Consider the following 19,373-nt stretch of genomic DNA (forward strand, 5'->3'; position numbering starts at 1 on the left):
GTTGTAGTTTTTACTACATTACCCCTTGAAAATCGTGTTTGAACACGATATTCCTAGGTCAACTTTAGGAAAGAACCAACATCATGGCTGCGATCAGTGTAGAACCTTGCACCTTTGCCCTGTTTGGCGCCCTCGGCGACCTGGCACTGCGCAAGCTGTTCCCCGCGCTCTACCAGCTCGACCGTGCCGGCCTGCTGCACGCCGATTCCCGCCTGCTGGCGCTGGCCCGCGAGGCAGGCGACGGCGAGCAGCACCTGGCGACCATCGAGGCGCACCTGCGCCGCTTCGTGCCCGAGGCGGACATCGAGGCGGCGACCCTGGGGCGATTCCTCGGCCGCCTGAGCTACCTGCGCCTGGACTTCCTCCAGCCCGAGGGCTACCAGGCCCTGGCCGAGCAGGTTGCCGGCGAGCTGCCGTTGATCGCCTACTTCGCCACGCCGGCGGCAGTCTATGGGGCGATCTGCGAGAACCTCGACAAGGCCGGCCTGGCCGATCGTGCCCGGGTGGTGCTGGAGAAGCCCATCGGCCACGACCTGGAGTCGTCGCGCCGGGTCAACGACGCCGTGGCGCGCTTCTTCCCGGAGAGCCGCGTCTATCGCATCGACCACTACCTGGGCAAGGAGACGGTGCAGAACCTGATCGCCCTGCGTTTCGCCAACAGCCTGTTCGAAACCCAGTGGAACCAGAACTCCATCTCCCACGTGGAGATCACCGTGGCCGAGAAGGTCGGTATCGAGGGGCGCTGGGGCTACTTCGACAAGGCTGGCCAGCTGCGCGACATGATCCAGAACCACCTGTTGCAGCTGCTCTGCCTGATCGCCATGGACCCGCCCAGCGACCTGTCGGCCGACAGCATCCGCGACGAGAAGGTCAAGGTGCTCAAGGCCCTGGCGCCGATCACCGGCGAGGCCCTGAGCACCTGCGTGGTGCGGGGCCAGTACATCGCCGGCTACAGCGATGGCAAGCCGGTGCCAGGCTACCTGGAAGAGGACAACGCCAACGCCGCCAGCGATACCGAGACCTTCGTCGCCCTGCGTGCCGATATCCGCAACTGGCGCTGGTCGGGCGTGCCGTTCTACCTGCGCACCGGCAAGCGCATGCCGCAGAAACTGTCGCAGATCGTCATCCATTTCAAGGAAACGCCGCACTACATCTTCGCCCCGGAACAGCGTTTGCAGATCGGTAACAAACTGATCATCCGCCTGCAACCGGACGAAGGCATTTCCTTGCGGGTGATGACCAAGGAGCAGGGCCTGGACAAAGGCATGCAACTGCGCAGCGGGCCGCTGCAGCTGAATTTCTCCGATACCTGGCGCAGCGCGCGGATTCCCGATGCCTACGAGCGCTTGCTGCTGGAAGTGATGCGCGGCAACCAGAACCTGTTCGTGCGCAAGGACGAGATCGAATATGCCTGGAAATGGTGCGACCAGCTGATCGCCGGCTGGAAGAACGCCGGCGACGCCCCCAAGCCCTACGCGGCTGGATCCTGGGGGCCGATGAGCTCGATCGCTCTGATTACACGCGATGGGAGGGCGTGGTATGGCGATATCTGAACTGCAATTGCCTGCGCAGGTGAAGGCGCACTCACTGGCGGACTCCGCCACGCTGGCCGAGACCCTGGCCGGTGATGTGGCCGAGTGCCTGCGCCAGGCCATCGCTGCCAAGGGCCAGGCCTGCCTGGTGCTGTCTGGCGGGCGCAGCCCGGTGCCGTTTCTCGAGCGCCTGGCCGGCGAGCCGCTGGATTGGGCCAAGGTCACCGTGAGCCTGGCCGACGAGCGCTGGGTGCCGGTGGCGCATGCCGACAGCAACGCCGGGCTGCTGGCGCGTCACTTGTTCACGGGCGAGGCGGCCAAGGCACGCTTCGTCGGTTTGTACCACTGCGCTGACAACCTTGAGGCCGCCGCTGCCCTGGCCGACCAGGCCCTGGCCGAGCTGCCGCCGATCGATGTGCTGGTGCTGGGCATGGGCGACGACGGCCACACGGCGTCGCTGTTCCCGGCCAGCCCCAACCTGGCCGAAGGCCTGGACCCTGCCGGCACGCGCCGCTGCCTGCCGATGCTGGCGCCGAGCGTGCCGCGCCAGCGCCTGAGCATGAGCCGCGCACTGCTGGCCAGCGCCGGCTTCATCGCCCTGTCCGTGCAAGGCCCGGGCAAACTCGCTACCCTGCGCGCCGCCCTGGCGGGCGCCGACCCAACCGAAATGCCGATTCGCGCCTTTCTTCACGACCCCCTGGACATCTACTGGTGCCCATGAGCCAAGGATCCACTCTCATGACCACGCTTGAACGCCCACAGCCTCTGCTCTCGATGGCCGAGAAAGCCGCCCGGATCGACGCGATCTGTGGCCAGGCGCGCATCCTGCCGGTGATCACCATCGCCCGTGAGGAAGACATCCTGCCCCTGGCCGACGCCCTGGCCGCCGGTGGCATCCGCACCCTGGAGGTGACGTTGCGTTCCGAGCACGGCCTTAAGGCCATCCGCGTGCTGCGCGAGCAGCGGCCGGAGCTGTGCATCGGTGCCGGTACCGTGCTGGACCGCGGCATGTTCGCCGCCGTCGAGGCCGCTGGCGCGCAGTTCGTGGTGACTCCCGGGGTCACCCAGGACATCCTCGAAGCAGGCGTGGACAGCGACATCCCGCTGCTGCCGGGCATCAGCACGCCGTCGGAAATCATGATGGGCTACGCCCTCGGCTACCGGCGCTTCAAGTTGTTCCCCGCCGAGATCAGTGGTGGGGTGGCGGCGATCAAAGCCTACGCCGGCCCGTTCGGCGACATTCGTTTCTGCCCGACTGGCGGCGTCAACCCGGCCAATGTGCGCAACTACATGGCCCTGCCCAACGTCATGTGCGTGGGGGGGACCTGGATGCTCGACAGCAGCTGGATCAAGAACGGCGACTGGGCGCGGATCGAGGCCTGCAGTGCCGAGGCCATGGCCCTGCTGGACTGACATCGTATTTGTTGTGTGCTGCACGGCTTATGGGGCGCTTGGTCGGCGCCCCTTTTTTTGCCTGGCAGAAGGCATCGTGGGGTAGGCCCGGTGCCAGCGCCATTGGGGCCGCTCGGCGTCCCTTGCGCACCGCTACAACGCATGCCGCGCCTTGCCCCGATACACCCGCAGCACATCCGCCATCACCGCCAGGGCGATCTCCGCTGGCGACTTGCTGCCAAGGTCCAGCCCGATGGGCATGTGCAGGCGTTCGATCTGTGCGTCGGTCAGCCCGCCAATGCGCCGCAGGCGTTCGGCGCGGCGGGCCGAGGTGGTGGTCGAGCCCATGGCGCCGATGTAGAAGGCCGGGGTGTTGACCGCCTCCATCAACGCCAGGTCGTCGATCTTCGGGTCGTGGGTCAGCGCCACCACGGCCGTCGCGGCATGGCAGCCGTGCGCTGCGATGTACATCGAAGGCAGGATGCGGTGCATCTGCACGCCGTCGAGCTGCATGTGCGCCATTTCTTCCCGGGGATCGCATGCGATCACCTCGCAGCCGAGCGTACGGGCGATGTCGGCGCAGGCTTCGGCCACCGGCGACAGGCCGGCCAGCACCAGGCGCAGGGCCGGGCCGATGTCGATATGCACCGCATCATCGAGCAGGCGTACGCGGGCATTGCCCTGGCCGCCGTGGGTATCGATGCGCAAGGCGCCATCTGCCAGGCTCACCTGGCGTGATAGCCGACGCTGGCCGAGCAGCGCGCTACGCAGGGCCTCGAGGTGCTCCAGCCAGTCGCTATCCGGCGCTCGGTGCTCCACCAGCACCACCAAGACGCCGCCGCAGGGCAGGCGCAGGCGCCGGCTCTGTTCCTGGCCATCGCCGTAGCGCACCACCTGCGCCTGTCGGGCGAATGCGCCCCGTGCGAGGCTCTCCAGGAACTCTTCTTCCACACAGCCGCCGGACAACGACCCGACGTACCCGGCCACGCCCCGGCTGACCAGCATCGCGCCTGGCGAGCGGGGTGCCGAGCCATAGGTGGAGAGCACCGTGCACAGCCACACCGGCTGGCCCGATCGGGCCCATTGCAGCGCCTGGTCTATGACCTGCAAGTCGAGATGCCGCATGTTCCGCTACCTCGTTCCAAAGGGTGTGCATCGCGCCAGAAAAGTCGCGCAGAGGCGCGAGCCCTGTGGCAGTGTTGGTACTATCCGGGCCATCTGGCACTGCCCCACAGGGACCAACATGCAGAATCGCAAAACCGGCGTTCGTGCCCAGCAGGCCGACCGTACCAAGGACAGCATCCTCAAGGCGGCGGTGCGGGTGTTCAGCAAGCACGGCTTCAGCGGCGGGCGCATCGAGCAAATCTCCAAGCTGGCCAAGTCCAACGACCGGATGATCTATTACTACTTCGGTAACAAGGAGAAGCTGTTCATCAGCGTGCTGGAACATATCTATGCCAGCTTCAACAAGGCCGAGGGCAAGCTGCGGCTCGACCTCGCCGACCCCGAGGCCGCGCTGCGCCAGTTGGTGGCGTTCATCTGGGACTACTACCTGCGTCACCCGGAGTTCGTCACCATCCTTGCCACCGAGAACCTGCACCAGGGCCAGCACGCCCGCAAATCCCTGAACCTGCAGGCGCTGTCGGGCGAGGCGGTCGGCGTGTTGCGGCCGATCATCGAAGCCGGGCAGGCCAAGGGCCTGTTTCGTGACGACATCGACATCAAGCACGCCTACCTGATGATCGCCTCGCTCTGCTACTTCTATAACTCCAATTGCTACACCTTGAGCTCGTTCCTTGCCGAGGACCTCACCGACAAGCGCGCCAAGGACGACTGGCTGCACTTCATCAGCGACCTGGCCCTGCGCGGTCTGCGCCGCTGAGGCTCAGTGGCTGCCGGGGTTGGCGCGTACCTGTGCGCTCCTGGCCTGCAACCCTTCCCAGGCCGGTTTGTCGGCGGCGAAGCGTTGGCGCAGGTAGGCTGCCAGGTCTGCCACTTGCCGATCCGACAGGCTGTCCCTGAAGCCCGGCATGTAGCCCAGGTCGCGGGTCGCCGGGGTCGGGATGCCGTGCAGCACCACGCGCAGCAGGTTGTCCGGCAGGTCGCTGTGGACGTTGCTGTTGACCGCCATCGACGGGCTGACGCCGAACAGCTTCGGTCCCAGGCCATCGCTGTGGCAGGCCTGGCAGGCGCCCTTGAACACCCGTTCGCCATTGCTCAGCGACACCTGTGTGTCCGCCTGGGGCGGTGCCTTGGCCGCTACCGCTCGTGGCTCGCCGTCGAGGGAGGCCAGGTAATGGGCGATGGCGCGTACGTCGCTTTCCGGCAGGGTGGCCAGTTCGCTGACCACAGGGCCCATGGGGCCGGCGGCGACGCCGTGCTTGTCAGAGAAACCGGTACGCAGGTAGTCGAACAGCTCGCGTTCGCTCCAGGGTATCGACGACGTGCCCAAGGCATTGAGGGCCGGTGCTTCCCAGCCGTCGACCTTGCCGCCGGCCAGATAGCTGCTGCCGGCCTTTTCGGCGCCCATCAGGTTGCGCGGCGAGTGGCAGGCGGTGCAGTGGCCCAGGCCGTCGACCAGGTAGGCACCACGGTTCCACTGTGCACTGCGCTGCGGGTCGGGCTGGTACTCGCCGCGCTTGAGAAACAGCGCGTTCCAGCCAGCCATCAGCGGGCGTTGGTTGAATGGGAAGCGCATCTGGTTGGCGGGCGCTTCCTGGCGTACCGGGGCCTGGGACATCAGGTAGGCATACAGTGCTTGCATGTCGCCGTCGGTGATGTTGCGAAACGAGGTATAGGGGAAGGCCGGATACAGGTGCCGGCCATCGCGGCTGATGCCTTCGCGCATGGCTCGCTCGAAGGCCGCGAACGACCAGCGGCCGATACCGGTTTCCGGGTCAGGGGTGATGTTGGTGCTGTACAACGTGCCGAAGGGTGTTTCCATCGCCAGCCCGCCGGCATTGACCTTGCCGCCGCTCACCGTGTGGCAGACCGCGCAATCGCCCGCGGCAGCCACCTGGCGCCCCCGTTCGAGCATCGACGCCGACCAGCTGCCGGCTGCAGGCGGCGTCACCGGGGCGATCTCGGCGCGCCAGGGCAGGGCGGTGGCGGCCATGCCCAGGGCGGCGCCGAACAGGCCGGCGAGCGAGCCGAACCACCACTTCGAGCGCTTGGTCTTCACCTCGCCGGGCGCTGGCGTGTCGTTGCCGGGACCATCGCCGCCCAGCGCCGCACGTACCCGTTCGGCGGTGATCGGCAGCTCACGGAAGCGGATGCCGGTGGCATCGAAGATGGCATTGGCGATAGCCGCGGCGCTTGGCACCGAGGCCGATTCGCCGCTGCCCATGGGGGGCTCGTGCTGGCGCGGCAGCATCATCACGTCGATGTCCGGAACCTCGGGGAAGGTGAGGATCGGGTAGCCACCCCATTCCTTGCTCGCCACTTTCGAGTCTTCGAAACTCAACTGCTCCTTGAGCACCCGGCTGGTGGACTGGATCACATTGCCGTGGATCTGGTGCCGCACCCCTTCCGGGTTGACCATCATGCCGGCGTCATGGCCGATCACCACGCGGGTCACCGCCACTTCGCCAGTGCGCCGGTCCACCGCGACATCGGCGACCCAGGCCGCCCAGGCCGCACCGAAACCGGGGAACTTGCTGTGGATGTAGCGCGCATAGGCAAAGCCCCGACCGCGCAGCACGTCACCCTCGGCCGGGGTCTGCATGGGGGCGTCGTGGGGTTGCCAGCCGGCGCGCTCGGCAGTGGCCTTGACCAGGTCGATGGCCCGTGGGTCGGACAGGTGCTTGAGGCGGTACTCGACCGGGTCGACGCCCGCGGCGAAGGCCAGCTCGTCGATGTACGACTCGTGGGCGAAGCTGTTGGGCAAGGCCGATACGCCGCGCATCCACGAGGCCCGCACCAGCGGGGTCATGTCGTTGATGGTGACGCGCATGTGTTCGTAGTCGTAGGGCGGGATCGAGGTGCGGTCGCCCATCTCGAACAGCGCCGGCACCGGCTCCACGGCTCCTGTCAGCAGCAGGGCGAGGGTGGGGGCGCCATTGGACGGGTAGCTGGTCTGGAAGTCGTAGGCGGCCACGCTGCCGTCGGCGTTGAGCCCGCCATCGATCTCCATCAGTTGCGCCGTGCCCTTGGGTTCCCACACATGCTCCTGCTCGCGGGTCAGTTGCACCCGCACCGGCCGGCCTACTGCGCGTGACAACAGCAGCGCATCGGCGCAGACATCGTCGGCGCAGTTGCGCCCGTAGCATCCGGCCGCTTCCATGCGGATGATCTCGATGCGTTCTTCCGGGCATTCCACCAGCCATGCCAGGTCGGCGCGCAGCAGGTGCGGGTTCTGGGTACCGGACCAGACGCGGATCTGCCCTTCGGTGTAGTCGGCCAGCGCGCAGGACGGGCCGATCGAGCCGTGCAACTGGTACGGCCACAGGTAGCTCCGGCTCAGGCGCTGGCTGGCGTTGGCGATGCCGGCGTCGACATCGCCCTTGTCCAGCACGGTGCGCTGGACCCTAGGGTTGTCGCGGATCGCCTGGGCCACGTCGGACAGGTCGGGAAGCTTGCCGGTCCAGGGTTTCCAGCTGACCTTCAGTTCGTGCGCGGCACGCATTGCCTGTTCTTCGCGCTGGGCGACCACGCCGACGAAATCGCGGATCACCACCACCGCGACCACGCCGGGGATATGGGCGATCGACGATTCGTCCACCGCCAGCAGGCTGTTGCCGACGAATTCGCCGCTGTCGTAGCCGGCGTAGGGCGGGCGTACCACGCGGCCATGAAGCATGTCGGGCAGGCGCATGTCGTGGACGTAGGTCAGCTCGCCGGTGGCCTTGCCGGGGATGTCCACGCGCGCGGCACTACGGCCGACCAGGCGGTAGTCCTCGATGCGCTTGAGCGGCGCGTCGCCGCAGATGCGCAGTCGATGGTGCTCGCCGCGCACCAGCTCGGCGAACGCCAGTGCACGGCCGTCGCCAGCGATCACCACGCCGTCCTCGATGCGCAGTTGCTCAACATCGGCAGCCAGCTGCTGCGCTGCTCGTCGCAGGAGGAAGCGCCGTGCCTCCGCCGCCGCGTTGCGCAGCGGCACGGCGGAAATCTGGAGGGTGGCGCTGGCGATGGTGGCGCCCTGGTTCGGTGCCCGCTCGGTATCGCCGAGCACCATGTGCACCTGGTCCATGCGCAGATCCAGTTCTTCGGCGACGATCTGCGCCAGCGAGGTGCGGATGCCGGTGCCCAGGTCCACGTGGCCGTTGAAGGCGTAGACCGTTCCATCGTCACTGACGGCAAGGAACAGCGCCAGCTCCTTGTCCTTGACCTCCGGCGTCACGCCTTTGGCCACCGGGCCCGAGGGCGGGACGATCTCGTCGACGATGAGCAGTACGCCGGTCTTGGCCAGCAACTGGTCGCGGGTGGGAACCTGCTGTGAGTGATTCATGCTTGTCTCCGGGCTCAGGCCTGGCGGCCGGCTGCGCGACGCACGGCGCGCAGGATTTCGACGTGGGTGCCGCAGCGGCAGAGGTTGCCGGACAGTTCGTTGCGGATCTGTTCGTCGTTGGGGTTGGGGATGCGGTCGAGCAGGGCCTTGGCGGTCATGATCATGCCGTTCATGCAGTAGCCGCATTGCGCTGCCTGCTCGTCGATGAACGCCTGCTGCACCGGGTGCGGCGCGGCCTTGCTGCCGAGCCCTTCGAGGGTGGTGATCTCGCGGCCTTCGGCACCGGACAGCGGGATCACGCAGGCGCGTGCCGCGACACCGTCGATGATCACCGTGCAGGCGCCGCATTCGCCCAGGCCGCAGCCGTATTTCGGGCCGTTCAGGCACAGGTCGTTGCGCAGGACCAGGAGCAGTGGCGTGTCGGGCGTCGCGCTGACCTCGACTGTCTGGCCGTTGACTCGCAGGGAGATGTCTTTTTGCATGGTTCGCTCATCTCTGGAGGTTGCTTGCCGTTCATGGGCGAGTACCGGGGCGCTACCAAAGGACTCAACGGGTGCGTTTTTTCGGTAAGTACTCACTACATTAAATGAGTAGGCAAGAAGCAGGCCAGGGATGATTGCGGCTATGTCAGTCAGTCAAGTCGTGCGTTGCCATCATGGGGCGCGAAGCGGCCCCGAATGGCATGAACGCTTGTGAAGAAAACTGCCCCAGGACGGATCAGCCAGCCGACTCGTCGCTGTCGATCATCTTGCGCAGCAGGAACAGGATCGCCACCTGCTCCGCCGCGTTCAGGCTGCCCATGCTCAGTTCGCTGATCCGGCGGGCGCAGGGAATCATGGCGTCGAGCAGGGTGTTGCCCGCCTCGGTGAGTTCGACGATGACCTTGCGCCGGTCGCCTGGGTCTGGCGACAGCTGGATCAGGCCACGGCTCTTGAGGCGCTCGACGATGCCACGAATGGTCGCCTGGTCCACCGCGGTGGCCTTGATCAGCTCGGCCTGGGAGCTGGGGCCGTTGTCGCGCAGGGCGCACAGGGTGACGAACTGGATCGAGGTGAGCTGCGGGTCGCAGGCCTGCTGCTGGAAGATCGCCGTGTGCCGCTGATAGGCCTTGCGCAGCAGGTGGCCGATCTGTTCGGTGACATCGTAGGGCGTGGCGTCGATCTGTGGGGCGGCGGGAGCTGGGCTGGGTTTTCTGGGCATGTGATGGCTTGGCTTGTGTGGAGGGGGCTGGCCGGCCCCCGGTAGCGGAGCGTCCGGCCAGTATAACCAAGCCGCGGGTCAGGGCTAGCGGGCTTTGGAGGCCTCGGGGGCGACCACGTCGCCGGCCAGCACCACGGCCTGGTCGTCGAGGTAGATGTCGCAGTTGCGCAGCGGGATATCCATGTGGCACGGCGTCTTGCGCTTGCCGCCGACCTCGGTGTTGGGGCCGGTGGAGAACAGGAAGTTGCCATAGAAGGCGCGGGCGTCCATGCACATGCCGTCGTTGCGGTCGTGCAGGCCCATGGCGGTCCACTGGGCGCGGGGTTGCAGGCCCCAGCCGATATGGGAGATGCCGTACACCTCGGGGTCGTCGAAGTATTTCATGTAGTCGCGCAGGTACTCGGCCTCGAAGCCACCGTGGATGCCGGTGATGAAACCCTTCTCGATCTCTAGGGTGATGCGTTCGCGGCAGTAGGTCTTGAACGGCAGCAGGATGTCGCCCACGTCCAGCACCAGGGTGCCCTCCGCGCTGTCCTCGTTCGGCCAGGTGAACAGGAAGCCGCTGGGCCAGTGGTCCCAGCGCCCGGGTTCGTCGGCGTAGCCGTATTCGGTGACGGCCGGGTACTGGCCCAGCGGGGCATGGAAATCGCTGCCGGCCTTGGAGCGCACGTGCAGGGCGCGCGCCTGCTTGAGCATGGCCTCGGCGGCCTGCACGCGACGCTTGTCCTCTTCGTTCGGCAGCATCCGCGCCAGCACTTCCGGCGGCTCCACGGCCAGCAGGATGCGCGTGCCGGTCTTGAGGATCTGCTCCTGCTCGGGGGAGTGCAGCAGCATCATGGTGTCGACGATCAGGTCGGCGGCTTCCAGGGCGCGCTGGGCGGCGAGGTTGCCGGTGAGCGCCGTGTCGCCGCAGTAGGCGGTCATGTCGTTGCCCATGGCCCTGGGGTGGTTGAACGACGGCAGCTCCACCGCATAGACCTTGGCCTTCAGGCGCTGCGCCGCTTCCATCGCCGCGTTCACCGTGCGTGGGTCGGAATAGTGACTCTTGAGCACGGCCACGCTCTGGGTTTCGTCCACGCGGGACAGCTTGAGCACGTGCTCGAACATCTGGGTCAGTTCTGCGTTGCTAACCGGCATCGGGTTTCTCCTGGTCAGGCGTGAAGGGGGAGGCCGTTGCACCATGGTGGTGCCGCGTGCTTCGTCGTGGTGCTTAAAAATAGTGTGTACACCCTATTTGCAATAGAAAAGCGCATCCCCGAACAAAGCGCAAGCACTGTATCGGTTCGTTACGAAAGCACACATTTATCAATGAATACGGTAACAGTAGGCCGTTCGTCGACTTCAATCGGTTGTTTGAAAATATCCTGGCGCAGCATCTTCACTTTGAAAAAATACAGCGTATACACTGTAAATCGCCAGGCGGGACCTCCCGCTTGCGATCCATCAGAACAAGAGGAGACATGCCCATGCGGGGTAGACAGAAAATCGCGATCGTCGGTGCAGGGCTGGGTGGTGCGGCCGCCGCGACGTTGTTGCAGCAGGCAGGCTTCGACGTCGAGGTCTATGAGCAGGCACCGGAGTTCACCCGGCTGGGCGCCGGTATCCACATCGGCCCGAACGTGATGAAGATCTTCCGCCGCATGGGGCTGGAGCAGAAGCTGGAGCTGATGAGCTCCCACCCGGACTTCTGGTTCAGCCGCGACGGCCTGAGCGGCGACTACCTGTCGCGCATTCCCCTTGGCGAGTTCGCCCGTCGCGAGTACGGCGCCTCGTACATCACCATTCACCGTGGCGACCTGCATGCCTTGCAAATCGCCGCCATCAAGCCGGGCACCGTGCATTTCGGCAAGCGCCTGGAAAGCATCGTCGATGATGGCGACCAGGTGCACCTGGCCTTCGCCGACGGCACCAGCACCGTGGCTGACATCGTCATCGGTGCCGACGGCATCCACTCGAAGATCCGCGAAGCGCTGCTGGGCGCTGAAGCACCGATCTACAGCGGTTGGGTCGCCCACCGGGCGCTGATCCGCGGCGAGCGACTGGCGCGCTATTCGGACGTGTTCGAAGACTGCGTGAAGTGGTGGACCGAGGACCGTCACATGATGGTCTACTACACCACCGGCAAGCGGGACGAGTACTACTTCGTCACCGGCGTGCCGCACGAGGCCTGGGACTTCCAGGGCCCGTTCGTCGACAGCAGCCAGGAAGAGATGCTGGCGGCCTTCGAGGGTTACCACCCGACGGTGCAGAACCTGATCCGCTCCACCGAGTCGATCACCAAGTGGCCGCTGCGCAACCGCAACCCGCTGCCGCTGTGGAGCCGTGGCCGCCTGGTGCTGCTGGGCGACGCCTGTCACCCGATGAAGCCGCACATGGCCCAGGGCGCCTGCATGGCCATCGAGGATGCCGCCATGCTGACCCGCTGCCTGGAGGAAACCGGGCTGTCCGACCACCACACCGCCTTCGCCCTGTACGAGGCCAACCGCAAGGAGCGCGCCTCGCGAGTGCAGGCCGTGTCCAACGCCAACACCTTCCTGCGTACCCAGGAAGATCCGGCGTGGGTCTATGGCTATGACCTCTACGGCCAGCAGCTCAAGAGCGGGGAGGCGGCATGAGCACCTTCGTCGAGGGTGGCAACGTCAGTGCCAACGGCATCCGCCAGCACTACCTGCGCTACGGTGGCAAGGGCCCGGCGCTGATCCTGGTGCCGGGGATCACCAGCCCGGCGATCACCTGGGGCTTCGTGGCCGAGCGCCTGGGCCAGCACTTCGACGCCTACGTGCTCGACGTACGCGGCCGTGGCCTGTCCTCCAGCGGTCCGGGCCTGGACTATGGCACCGATGCCTGCGCCGCGGACATCCCGGCGTTCGCCGAGGCCCTGGGCCTTGAGCGCTATGACCTGCTCGGCCACTCGATGGGGGCGCGTTTCGCCATCCGTGCCGCCGCCGCGGGCGCACCGGGCCTGCAGCGCCTGGTGCTGGTGGACCCGCCGGTCTCCGGGCCGGGGCGCCGCGTGTATCCGAGCAAGCTGCCGTGGTACGTGGACTCGATCCGCCAGGCCAGCATCGGCATGACCGGCGACGACATGCGCGCGTTCTGCCCGACCTGGAGCGACGAGCAACTGCAACTGCGCGCCGAGTGGCTGCACACCTGCCATGAGCCGGCGATCGTGCGCGCCTTCGAGGACTTCCACGAGGTGGATATCCACCAGTACCTGCCCGCCGTGAGCCAGCCGGCACTGTTGATGGTGGCCGGGCGCGGCGGCGTGATCCAGCCCCAGGACATCGCCGAGATCCGCGAGCTCAAGCCGGATATCCAGGTGGTTCACGTCGACAACGCCGGGCACATGATTCCCTGGGATGACCTTGAAGGTTTCTTCGCCGCGTTCGGCGATTTCCTCGGCCAACCTCTCGTCTGAAGGAGCACGCAACATGACCAAGCTGTACCGCATCGGCCAGATCGTGCCGAGCTCGAACACCACCATGGAAACCGAGATCCCGGCGATGCTCATGGCGCGCCAGGCCATCCGTCCCGAGCGTTTCACCTTCCACTCCAGCCGCATGCGCATGAAACAGGTGAAGAAGGAAGAGCTGGCGGCGATGGACGCCGAGTCCGACCGTTGCGCGGTCGAGCTGTCCGACGCCAAGGTCGACGTGCTGGGCTACGCCTGCCTGGTGGCGATCATGGCCATGGGGCTGGGCTACCATCGCCAGTCGGAAAAGCGCCTGCAAAAGGCCACCGCCGACAATGAGGCGCAGGCCCCGGTGATCACCAGCGCCGGTGCCCTGGTCGAAGCCTTGCACGTGATGAAGGCCAAACGCATCGCCATCGTCGCGCCCTACATGAAGCCGCTCACCGAACTGGTGGTGAACTACATCCGTGAAGAAGGCTTCGAGGTGCAGGACTGGCGCGCGCTGGAAATCCCCGACAACCTCGCCGTGGCCCGCCACGACCCGGCCAACCTGCCCGGTATCGTCGCCGACATGGACCTGGAAGGCGTCGATGTGGTGGTGCTGTCGGCCTGCGTGCAGATGCAGTCGCTGTCGGCGGTGGCCAAGGTCGAGGCGCAGACCGGCAAGCCGGTGGTCACTGCGGCCATCGCCACCACCTACGCCATGCTCAAGGCCCTGGACCTGGAGCCAGTGGTGCCGGGTGCCGGTGCCTTGCTGTCGGGCGCCTACTGAGTCGGGAGGCGGAAATGAGCGACGTGCAGAGTGCAAGCGACAACTACCAGGGCGTGTGGGGCCAGCGCATCGGCTTCGGCCGCAAGCCTGCCTTGCTGCTGATCGACTTCATGCAGGGCTACACCACACCAGGTGCGCCGCTCTACGCCCCGGGCGTGGTGTCGGCGGTGGAGCAGGCCGCTGGCCTGCTGGAACTGGCCCGTGGCTGCGGTACCCTGGTGGTGCATACCAACATCCGCTACCAGCCTGGGCATTTCGCCGATGGGGGTATCTGGGTGCGCAAGGCGCCGGTGATGAAGGACATGGTCGAGGGCAACCCGCTGGCGGCGTTCTGCGCCCCGGTGGCGCCACGGCCAGGGGAGCCGGTGATCAGCAAGCAGTACGCCAGTGCCTTCTTCGGTACCAGCCTGGCCTCGCTGCTGCATGCACAAGGGGTCGACACCGTGGTGCTGGCCGGCTGCTCCACCAGCGGCTGCATCCGTGCCAGCGCGGTGGACGCCGTGCAGCATGGGTTCCGTACCATCGTGGTTCGTGAATGCGTGGGCGATCGCCATCCCGCTCCCCACGAGGCCAACCTGTTCGACATCGACAGCAAGTACGGCGATGTCGTCAGTCGGCAGGAAGCCATGGAACAACTGGCGCGCCTGGCCGGCTGACTCGACCGGCGCACCCATAACAATCGAGGAACGGCGCGGGAAGCCCGTTCCCTGGCCGCCTGCTGTCTGGGCGACCTCCCCGCAGGAGCGCTCGGGGATCTTGTGACGCTGCCCTGGAAAGTCGCTTGTAGTTCGCGGCGCTCCCGGAGCGTCGAAAACTGCTGGCCTATACAACAACCACAAGTCGCCGCCAGGAGACAGAAAATGCCCATTGCGAATGCAACCACGGTCCATAGCGAAGCCGACCATGGCACACAAGCGCTTTATCGAAAGATCACATGGAGGCTCATCCCCTTCCTGTGCTTCTGCTATCTCGCCGCTTATCTCGACCGCATCAACGTCGGCTTCGCCAAGCTGCAGATGCTCGAAGACCTGCAGTTCAGCACCGCGGCCTATGGCCTGGGCGCCGGGCTGTTCTTCGTTGGCTACATCATCTTCGAAGTGCCCAGCAACCTGATCCTCGAGCGTGTCGGTGCGAAGATCTGGATCGCCCGTATCATGATCACCTGGGGCCTGCTCTCGGCCTGCACCATGTTCGTCACCAGCACCACCCAGTTCTATATCCTGCGTTTCCTGCTGGGGGCCGCCGAGGCGGGCTTCCTGCCGGGCGTGCTGTACTACCTGACCATGTGGTACCCGACCTACCGGCGTGGGCGCATCATCGCCCTGTTCATGATCGGGCTGCCGCTGTCGAGCGTGATCGGCGGGCCTATCTCCGGCTGGATCATGGGCCATTTCGACCAGGTGCACGGTTTGCACGGCTGGCAATGGCTGTTCTTGCTGGAGGCGATCCCGAGTGTGCTGCTCGGTATCCTGACCTTCTGGGCGCTGCCCAACAACTTCCAGCAGGCCAAGTGGCTGTCGGAGGACGACAAGGCGCAACTGGCCAGCGATCTCGCCGCCGATGACGCGGAAGGGAAGGGCAGCAAGCACAGTTTCCGCGATGGCTTTTTCAACCTGAAGGTGTGGATGCTCGGTGGCATCGACTTTTCCATCCTGCTCAGCGCCTATGCCATGGGCTTCTGGATGCCGACCTTCATCCGCGACGCGGGCGTCAGCGACACCTTCCACATCGGCCTGCTGACCGCCATCCCCAGCCTTGCCGCCTTGCTCGGCATGCTGATGATCGGTGCGAGCTCCGACCGTCATCGCGAACGCCGCTGGCACATCATCGTGCCCTTCGTCATCGGTGCGTTCGCCATGGCCGGCAGTACCCTGTTCAGCTACAACCTGGTGGTGACCGTGGTGCTGTTCTCCATCGCCTCGGCTGCGATCATCGGCGCGGTACCGGTGTTCTTCAGCCTGCCGGCGACGTTCCTCAAGGGTACCGCCGCGGCCACCGGCTTCGCCCTGGCCTGCTCGCTGGCCAACATCGCGGGCCTGGTGAGCAACTCGCTGATGGGCCTGGTGACCGACCTTACCGGCACCTCCCATGCCGCGCTGTGGGTGTTCGCAGGCTGCCTGATCCTCAGCTGCTTCCTGGTGATCGCCTTGCCGGCCAAGCTGGTCAACCGCTAGGCGGCCGACCGGCTTTCGTAACGGCAGTGCAGGCGGGCCCTGGGTCCGCTTGCCGATCCCCCTTGTCGCACTCCGCCCGTGGTTGGCCCCAGGCCACCGCGACGGATCGCCATTGCCCGAAATCCAGGAGTCGTTCCATGCATGCCCGAATGTCACAGCGTCTCAACCCGGCCGTTCGCCTGACTGGCGGTTGCCTGGCCGCCGCCCTGTGCGGTGAGTCGGTCGCCGAGCAAGCCGGTTTCATCGAAGGTGCCCAGGCCACCCTGCAAGCCCGCAACTATTACTTCAGCCGCGATTATTCCGATATCCAGGGGGCGAACAGGCAATCGAAGACCGAGGAATGGGCACAGGGCTTCATCCTCAATGCCAGCTCCGGCTATACCCAGGGTACGGTCGGCGTCGGTGTCGATGTCATCGGCCTGCTCGGCATCAAGCTCGACAGCAGCCCTGACCGGGCCAGGTCGGGATTGTTGCCCACGCACGCCGACGGTGAGTCGGCGGACGAGTACGGCCGCCTGGGTGCGGCGATCAAGTTCAAGGCCTCCAAGACCGAACTGAAGATCGGCGAGCTAATGCCGAACCTGCCGGTGCTGGTGTTCAGCGACTTGCGCCTGTTGCCACCGACCTACCAGGGCGCGATGCTCGAATCCCGCGAGTTCCCGGGGCTGACCCTGAGCGCGGGCCAGTTCCGCTCCACCCGCCTGCGCGACTCGTCCAACGACCAGAAGATGTATGCCCTGGTCAACGACCCGATCAACCCGCAGCGCCTGGCCCGTTTCACCAGCGACCGCTTCAACTACGTCGGCGCCGACTATGCCTTCAACGACAACCGCACCAGTGTCGGGGTGTGGCAGGCGCAACTCGAGGACATCTACCAGCAGCGTTTCTACAGCTTCAAGCATGCCGAGCCGGTGGGGGATTGGGTGCTGGGGGTCAACGCAGGTTACTTCGATGCCCGCGAGGACGGCCGGCAGATCGCCGGCGAGTACGACAACCATGCGTTGTTCGGTTTGTTCTCCGCCAAGCACGGCGGGCATACCTTCTACCTGGGCTACCAGCAGATCGGTGGCGACGACGGCTTCATCCAGGTCGGCGCCAACACCAACCCGCTGGGCAACACGCTGCCCACCTACGAGTTCGCCGCCCCGGGCGAGCGCTCGTGGCAGGTCCGGCATGACTACAACTTCGTGGTGCTGGGGATTCCTGGGCTGACGTCGACCTTGCGCTATGTGAAGGGCAAGGACGTGGAGACGGGGTTGGGCTTCGAGGGGCGTGACTGGGAGCGCGATCTGGACCTGGCCTATGTGGTGCAGAGTGGGCCGTTGGAGGGCGTTGGCGTACGTATCCGCAACGTGGTGGCGCGATCGAACTACCGCACGGATATCGATGAGAACCGGTTGATCCTGAGCTATACGATCAAGTTGTTCTGAGGGAGATGACCCAGCCCTCCGGGCAGCGCTGCCGCACGCAGAACATTCGGTTGACGGAATGTCCACAGGGTTTGCCCAAATCAACGAATTACGTTTCGCTCTAACTGTCGAGCACAAGAAAGCCCCTGTCTTTCGACAGGGGCTTTGCATGTTGCGGTGTGACTTATGCCGCCTTCGCTGCTTGCTGGCTCAGCGAGCGGTTCAGCGCGCTGAACAGGGCCTTGAAGCTGGCGGTGGTGATGTTTTCGTCGATGCCCACGCCATGCACCGGACGGCCACCGGCCACGCGCAGCTCGATGTAGGCCGCGGCCTTGGCATTGGTACCGGCACCGATGGCGTGCTCGTTGTAGTCCATGATCTCCACACCGATCGGCAAGCCGGCGACCAGGGCTTCCAGGGCGCCGTTGCCCTTGCCGCGCCAGTGCAGGGTGGTCTCGCCTTCACCGGCGACTTCCACTTCCACCGCGCTGTGGCCGTTTTCTTCCTGCAGGCGATGGCTGACCAGCGCGTACGGGGTGTTGGCCTGGAGGTATTCCTTGTGCAGCAGGCTGTAGATCTGCTGGGCGGTCATTTCCAGGCCCAGGCGGTCGGTTTCGCCTTGCACCACCTGGCTGAACTCGATCTGCATGCGGCGCGGCAGGCTGATGCCGTACTCCTGCTCGAGCAGGTAGGTGATGCCGCCCTTGCCGGACTGGCTGTTGACGCGGATCACCGCCTCGTAGCTGCGGCCGATGTCGGCCGGGTCGATCGGCAGGTAAGGCACTTCCCACAGTTCGCCGTCCTTCTGCTGGGCGAAGCCTTTGCGGATGGCGTCCTGGTGCGAGCCGGAGAAGGCGGTGTGGACCAGGTCGCCGACGTACGGGTGACGCGGGTGCACCGGCAGCTGGTTGCACTCCTCGACCACCTTGCGCACGCCGTCGATGTCGGAGAAGTCCAGTTGCGGGTCGATGCCCTGGGTGTAGAGGTTCAGGGCCAGGGTGACCAGGTCGACGTTGCCGGTGCGCTCGCCGTTGCCGAACAGGCAGCCTTCGGCGCGGTCGGCGCCGGCCATCAGGCCCAGCTCGGTGGCGGCGATGCCGGTGCCACGGTCATTGTGGGTGTGCAGGCTGATGATCACGCTGTCGCGACGGCTGATGTTGCGGCAGAACCACTCGATCTGGTCGGCGTAGACGTTCGGCGTCGCCACTTCGACGGTGGCCGGCAGGTTGAGGATGATCTTGTGCTCGGGGGTCGGGTTCCACACCTCGATCACCGCGTCGCAGACTTCCTTGGCGAACTCCAGTTCGGTGGCGCTGAAGGTCTCCGGCGAGTACTGGAACGTCCACTGGGTTTCCGGCTGCTGGGCGGCGTACTTGACGAACAGTTTGGCCGCGTTCACCGCGATGTCCTTCACGCCTTGCTTGTCCTGGTTGAAGACGATGCGGCGGAACGACGGCGAGGTGGCGTTGTACAGGTGGACGATGGCCTTCTTGGCCCCGCGCAGGGACTCGAAGGTCCGGGCGATCAGGTCTTCACGGGCCTGGGTCAACACCTGGATGGTGGTGTCGTCCGGGATGTGGCCGTCCTCGATCAGGGTGCGCACGAAGTCGAAGTCGGTTTGCGAGGCGGACGGGAAGGACGCTTCGATTTCCTTGACGCCTACCTGCACCAGGGTCTTCCAGAAACGCAGCTTCTTCTCCGAGTCCATTGGCTCGATCAGCGACTGGTTGCCATCACGCAGGTCGGAGCTGCACCAGATCGGCGCCTGGGTGATGGTCTTCGACGGCCAGGTGCGGTCGGGCAGGTCGATGGTCGGGAACGCGCGGTATTTCTTCGAAGGGTCTTTGAGCATGGTCATGGAAGCAATCCTTTAGTGTGCGGCCGTGATCGGGCCTGCCGGACGTAACGAGATGAAAAGGCGAGGCGACGCGATTCACCCTGGTAGTCGTGCACTGACCAGGCAGAGGCTGCGGTGTTGGCGGAGCAGAATGAGGGTCGTGGACGTTTTCATGTCTTCAACCCTAACCAGTGGG

The 19,373-nt window shown here is 65.6% G+C and carries 16 protein-coding genes; 10 read left to right on the plus strand and 6 right to left on the minus strand.

The features are described 5' to 3' along the window. Positions 1 to 83: 83 nt before the first annotated feature. Genes zwf through ACDI39_RS22920 form a run of 3 tightly spaced genes read left to right on the plus strand, consistent with a single transcriptional unit; the run spans position 84 to position 2,945 of the window. Positions 84 to 1,553, plus strand: coding sequence for a glucose-6-phosphate dehydrogenase (gene zwf, locus ACDI39_RS22910; protein WP_225787230.1), 1,470 nt, complete (start codon positions 84 to 86; stop codon positions 1,551 to 1,553). Further along, complete coding sequence (pgl, locus tag ACDI39_RS22915; protein ID WP_253081244.1) at positions 1,540 to 2,253, plus strand: 6-phosphogluconolactonase; 714 nt, start codon at positions 1,540 to 1,542, stop codon at positions 2,251 to 2,253. Before zwf ends, pgl begins: the two co-directional genes overlap by 14 nt. 17 nt (positions 2,254 to 2,270) lie before the next feature. Continuing rightward, a complete protein-coding gene (locus ACDI39_RS22920; protein WP_225787232.1) occupies positions 2,271 to 2,945 on the plus strand; it encodes a bifunctional 4-hydroxy-2-oxoglutarate aldolase/2-dehydro-3-deoxy-phosphogluconate aldolase in 675 nt (224 codons plus the stop codon). A 132-nt stretch (positions 2,946 to 3,077) separates the two neighbouring features. Here the strand turns inward: ACDI39_RS22920 and ACDI39_RS22925 are convergent, their stop codons facing one another. Then, positions 3,078 to 4,049: an XdhC family protein gene (locus ACDI39_RS22925; RefSeq protein ID WP_486537078.1), complete on the minus strand. Its 972-nt coding sequence runs from the start codon at positions 4,047 to 4,049 to the stop codon at positions 3,078 to 3,080. Positions 4,050 to 4,167: 118 nt separating this feature from the next. On the opposite strand from ACDI39_RS22925, the gene ACDI39_RS22930 reads away from it, so the two are divergent. Then, a complete protein-coding gene (locus ACDI39_RS22930; RefSeq protein WP_225787234.1) occupies positions 4,168 to 4,806 on the plus strand; it encodes a TetR/AcrR family transcriptional regulator in 639 nt (212 codons plus the stop codon). Between the two features lie 3 nt (positions 4,807 to 4,809). On the opposite strand, the gene ACDI39_RS22935 is transcribed toward ACDI39_RS22930, so the two are convergent. The 4 genes from ACDI39_RS22935 to ACDI39_RS22950 all read right to left on the minus strand — a co-directional run bounded on the left by ACDI39_RS22935 (position 4,810) and on the right by ACDI39_RS22950 (position 10,710). Further along, positions 4,810 to 8,373 (minus strand): molybdopterin cofactor-binding domain-containing protein, encoded by a 3,564-nt coding sequence (locus tag ACDI39_RS22935; RefSeq protein WP_486537079.1) that lies wholly within the window; start codon positions 8,371 to 8,373, stop codon positions 4,810 to 4,812. A gap of 14 nt (positions 8,374 to 8,387) precedes the next feature. Then, the gene (locus ACDI39_RS22940; RefSeq protein WP_486537080.1) at positions 8,388 to 8,855 is read right to left on the minus strand and encodes a (2Fe-2S)-binding protein; all 468 of its coding nucleotides are present in this window, start codon (positions 8,853 to 8,855) and stop codon (positions 8,388 to 8,390) included. Between the two features lie 235 nt (positions 8,856 to 9,090). Beyond that, positions 9,091 to 9,573 carry a MarR family winged helix-turn-helix transcriptional regulator gene (locus ACDI39_RS22945; protein ID WP_225787237.1) on the minus strand — a complete coding sequence of 161 codons (483 nt, stop codon included), beginning with the start codon at positions 9,571 to 9,573 and terminating at the stop codon, positions 9,091 to 9,093. Between the two features lie 84 nt (positions 9,574 to 9,657). Then, on the minus strand, positions 9,658 to 10,710 hold the full coding sequence (locus ACDI39_RS22950) for a 2,5-dihydroxypyridine 5,6-dioxygenase (RefSeq protein ID WP_253090598.1): 1,053 nt from the start codon (positions 10,708 to 10,710) through the stop codon (positions 9,658 to 9,660). A gap of 329 nt (positions 10,711 to 11,039) precedes the next feature. Between ACDI39_RS22950 and ACDI39_RS22955 the strand changes: the two genes are divergently transcribed. From ACDI39_RS22955 to ACDI39_RS22980, 6 genes are all read left to right on the plus strand, one after another. Further along, positions 11,040 to 12,188 carry an FAD-dependent monooxygenase gene (locus tag ACDI39_RS22955; protein WP_486537081.1) on the plus strand — a complete coding sequence of 383 codons (1,149 nt, stop codon included), beginning with the start codon at positions 11,040 to 11,042 and terminating at the stop codon, positions 12,186 to 12,188. After that, positions 12,185 to 12,991 (plus strand): N-formylmaleamate deformylase, encoded by an 807-nt coding sequence (gene nicD / locus ACDI39_RS22960; protein ID WP_225787240.1) that lies wholly within the window; start codon positions 12,185 to 12,187, stop codon positions 12,989 to 12,991. Before ACDI39_RS22955 ends, nicD begins: the two co-directional genes overlap by 4 nt. Before the next feature lie 13 nt (positions 12,992 to 13,004). Next, positions 13,005 to 13,757, plus strand: a complete 753-nt coding sequence (locus ACDI39_RS22965; RefSeq protein WP_225787241.1) for a maleate cis-trans isomerase family protein — start codon at positions 13,005 to 13,007, stop codon at positions 13,755 to 13,757. 14 nt (positions 13,758 to 13,771) lie between these two features. Continuing rightward, on the plus strand, positions 13,772 to 14,413 hold the full coding sequence (locus ACDI39_RS22970) for an N-carbamoylsarcosine amidohydrolase (protein ID WP_225787242.1): 642 nt from the start codon (positions 13,772 to 13,774) through the stop codon (positions 14,411 to 14,413). A gap of 204 nt (positions 14,414 to 14,617) precedes the next feature. Further along, the gene (locus tag ACDI39_RS22975; RefSeq protein ID WP_225787243.1) at positions 14,618 to 15,931 is read left to right on the plus strand and encodes an MFS transporter; all 1,314 of its coding nucleotides are present in this window, start codon (positions 14,618 to 14,620) and stop codon (positions 15,929 to 15,931) included. 137 nt (positions 15,932 to 16,068) lie between these two features. Further along, positions 16,069 to 17,361, plus strand: coding sequence for an OprD family porin (locus ACDI39_RS22980; protein ID WP_225787244.1), 1,293 nt, complete (start codon positions 16,069 to 16,071; stop codon positions 17,359 to 17,361). Between the two features lie 163 nt (positions 17,362 to 17,524). Here the strand turns inward: ACDI39_RS22980 and leuA are convergent, their stop codons facing one another. Then, positions 17,525 to 19,198 (minus strand): 2-isopropylmalate synthase, encoded by a 1,674-nt coding sequence (gene leuA / locus ACDI39_RS22985; RefSeq protein WP_225787245.1) that lies wholly within the window; start codon positions 19,196 to 19,198, stop codon positions 17,525 to 17,527. Positions 19,199 to 19,373 lie beyond the last annotated feature (175 nt).

Source organism: Pseudomonas sp. Tun-23181, assembly GCF_057415455.1.